2 protein-coding genes and 1 pseudogene are annotated in these 3,427 nt (G+C 68.9%); all 3 read left to right on the top strand.

Going from position 1 to position 3,427, the window contains the following annotated elements; all coding sequences use genetic code 11:
• Nucleotides 1–430 (top strand): MATE family efflux transporter (locus WBA11_RS15605; RefSeq protein ID WP_424521586.1); only part of this gene is annotated, 430 nt, incomplete at its 5' end.
• A gap of 426 nt (nt 431–856) precedes the next feature.
• On the top strand, nt 857–1,525 hold the full coding sequence (locus WBA11_RS15600; RefSeq protein WP_424521585.1) for a cytochrome c3 family protein: 669 nt from the start codon (nt 857–859) through the stop codon (nt 1,523–1,525).
• Nucleotides 1,526–1,596: 71 nt separating this feature from the next.
• Nucleotides 1,597–3,427 (top strand): annotated as a pseudogene (locus WBA11_RS15595) (hydrogenase); the annotation flags it as partial.

The raw sequence follows: 3,427 nt of genomic DNA, 5'->3' as shown, positions 1-3,427 counted from the left end.
CCTCGAGGGCGCCGCGCGAGCGGGGTGGACCGCCGCCGCGATCGGAGCGCTGTTCATGCTGTGCTCAGCGCTCGTGTTCTGGTTCGCGCCCCAGGCCATCGTGTGGATCTACGCCGGGTCCGATCTCGACCTCGAGGTCGCGGCGCTGGCCGCCTCGCTGCTCGGCATCGCCGCCGTGTTCCAGCTGTTCGACGGCGTCCAGGCGTCGGTCGCGGGCGCGCTCCGAGGTCTCAAGGACACCCGCGTCCCGATGCTGATCGGGGCGTTCTCCTATTGGGGCGTCGGGCTGAGTGTCGGCGCCGGTCTCGGGCTCGGGCTCGGGTGGGGGGCGCCCGGTCTGTGGTGGGGGCTGACCCTCGGCCTCGCCGTGGCCTCGGTCCTGCTCTCGATGCGCTTCCACCGGATGACGCGTCCTCGAGGTCGAACCTAAAAAACCGATCCGGCTCCGGCCGACCTCGAGGCCGAGACGGCGAGCTAGCGAAGCGCCCTCGAGGCCGAGACGGCGAGCTAGCGAAGCGCCCTCGAGGACGACCGGCTCGGCCGAGTCGGGCGCGTCGCAGCCCGGCGACAGGGCCTCCCGAGCATTGTCTAGGTTTCCCTAGGTTTCTCGTCCGGCCGCCCGCAAATGACGCGACGACCGAGCGTCGGGGGGTCCCGGATAATTTTTAGGCACGGATTTGGGTATCGGCTCTTTTGTGGCCGTACGGCCGTTTTTGGCGATGCGGGCCAGCCGGAGGGAGCGCCGCACGGTAAGTGGTCCCGCTCTCGGCCTTATCTTCGTCGGACCCCTCACCGGGCCGATCTACATTCGAGAGTGCCACCCCGACGACCGGGCCGGCTCCCCCTTCCAGCGGACATGCAGCTTTTCCCGCGCAAAGCCAACGCGCTCCCCACCGTCTCCCTCTTCGGCGCTCTGGGCGGGGGTGTGTTCGTGGTCCTGTTGGCGTGGTACTACTTGTCGCCGGAGTTCTACGAGGTCGGGTACCAGCCGGACCAGCCGGTCCCGTACAACCACGCGTTCCACGCCGGTGAGTTGGGGATGGACTGCCGGTACTGCCACAACCACGTCGAGCAGAGCCCGCACGCGAACGTGCCCTCGACCCAGACGTGCATGAACTGCCACGGCGTCGTGGCGACGGACTCGGAGAAACTGCTCCCCGTTCGCGAGAGCTGGGCGACGGGCGTCCCCATCGAGTGGGTCAAGGTCCACCACCTGCCGGACTACGCGCAGTTCAACCACAGCGTCCACGTCAACATCGGCGTCGGCTGCGCGAGCTGTCACGGTCGCATCGACCAGATGGAGGTCGTCTATCAAGCCGAGCCGTTGTCGATGGGGTGGTGCCTCGAGTGCCACCGCGCCCCCGAAGAACACCTCGTCCCACCGGACGAGGTCACCAACCTGGCCTACCTCGAGGAGATCAAGCAGGACGACGAGCGCTACGCTCAGCTGATCTCGACCAACCTCGAACGGATCGAGAACGAAGGGATCAAGCCTCCCCAGAACTGCTCGGCTTGCCACTACTAGACTCGACCGTTGACGACAGGGTCTCAGTGACGAGGCCTACGTCAAGGCCACGAACCCCGAACGACACCCGAATGATCGAGCTCGACGTCCTCAGTGCTGCGGACCGCGCCACCGACGAAGATGCCCTGGCCGCACAGGGACAGGCGCCGACGTGGCGCAGCCGCGCCGGACTGGCCGGCACGCTGGACCCGGCGATCGCCAACGACGAGTTCCTGCCGGGCGCTGTCGGTGACGGAGACGCCGGTCCAAGCCGCCGCACCTTCCTAAAGGTCATGGGCGCCAGCGCCGCGCTCGCCGGTGTGACGGGATGCCGCCGTCCGGTCGAGACCATTCTCCCGTACGCCCGCAAGCCCGAGGACGTGATCCCGGGCATCCCGAACTACTACGCGACCGCGATGCCGCTCGGTGGCGTCGCATTCCCGGTTCTCGTCCAGAGCCACGAGGGGCGCCCCACAAAGATCGAGGGCAACCCGGATCACCCGATCAGCCAGGGCGCGTCTGGCGCCTTCGTCCAGGCGTCCGTCCTCCAACTCTACGACCCCGACCGGAGCCGCCACGTCGTCTCGCGATCCGGTGACGTCGCTGGGCGGACGGACTGGGAGGCCTTCGTCGCAGAAGCGAGCCGCCTCCGTCTGCAAGGCGGACAGCGTGTCGCCGTTTTGGCCGAGCCGTCCGCATCCCCCACGCAAGACGCCCTCCGGGCTCGCTTCGAGGCCGCCTATCCTGGCGCGCGCTGGATCACGCTCGGCGCCCACCTCGAGGACGCTCAGGCGCTCGGCACGCAGGCCGCACTCGGCCAAGCCGCGCGTCCGCTGTACCGCTTCGAGAACGCGGACGTCATCGTCTCCCTCGACGCCGACTTCGTAGGGGCGGAAGACGCCAACGAGGTCTGGAACAGTCGCCAGTACGCGGCCTCGAGGCGCGTCGACGAGCGCGGCTCGATGTCCCGCCTCTACGTCGTCGAGTCGACCATGACGTCGACCGGCGGCATGGCGGACCACCGCCGCGCCGTCAAGGCCGGGGCCGTCCCGTTCGTCGCCGCTGCCATTGCACGCGGTCTCGGCGTCAGCGCGGGGTCAGTTGCTCCCGTCTCGGACGAACTCGGCCCGTTCGTCGAGGCCATCGTCGACGACGTGCGCGCCGCGAATGGCCGTGCGGCCTTTGTCGCCGGCGCAACGCAGCCCGCCGAAGTCCACGCGCTCGCCGCGGCCCTCAACGGTCAGTTCGGGGGCTCGACGGTTCAGTATCTCGCGACGGGCGCAGCCGCTGTCGAGCCGGTTGGCCCCCAGTTGGTGTCGCTCGTCCGCGACATGGCTGCGGGCAACGTGGACATGCTGCTGTGTTTGGGCACGAACCCCGTCTACTCGCTCCCCGCCGAGCTCGGCTTCGAGGCCGCACTCGCAAACGTCCCGACCTCGATCCATCACGGCCTCTACCGTGACGAGACGGCACAGCGGGCCACGTGGCACGTCCCGTCGGCGCACTACCTCGAGCGTTGGGGCGACGGCCGCGCCTACGACGGGACGGTCTCCATCATCCAGCCGCTGATCTCGCCGCTCTACCGAGCCGCGCACTCCGACCTCGAGGTCCTGAACGCCCTCGCGACGGGCCGTAACAACTCGGGCTACGACCTTCTGCGCCAAGAGCTTCGAGGACGGATCGGCGGCGACTTCGAGACGGCGTGGCGGACCGCCGTCCACGACGGGTTCATCGCTGGGACGGCCTTTGGGTCTCTCGGCTCCGGCGGCGGATCCGCGGACCTGTCTGGCCTCGAAGCGCCGGCAGACGACCAGATCGAGCTCGTCGTCCGTACCAGCCCGACGCTCTACGACGGCGCGTTCTCGAACCTGACGTGGATGCAGGAGGCGCCGCACCCGGTCACAAAGGTGACGTGGGACCCGG

The sequence above is a fragment of the Rubrivirga sp. genome (assembly GCF_049648075.1).
GTDB lineage: Bacteria > Bacteroidota > Rhodothermia > Rhodothermales > Rubricoccaceae > Rubrivirga.
Note: the sequence above shows the minus strand (reverse complement) of the source record. Positions and strands in the feature narration are given on the sequence as shown.

Excerpts from the sequence above, each read along its gene's own strand:
- WBA11_RS15600 (WP_424521585.1), top strand. The coding sequence starts at position 857 with ATGCAGCTTTTCCCGCGCAAAGCCAACGCGCTCCCCACCGTCTCCCTC.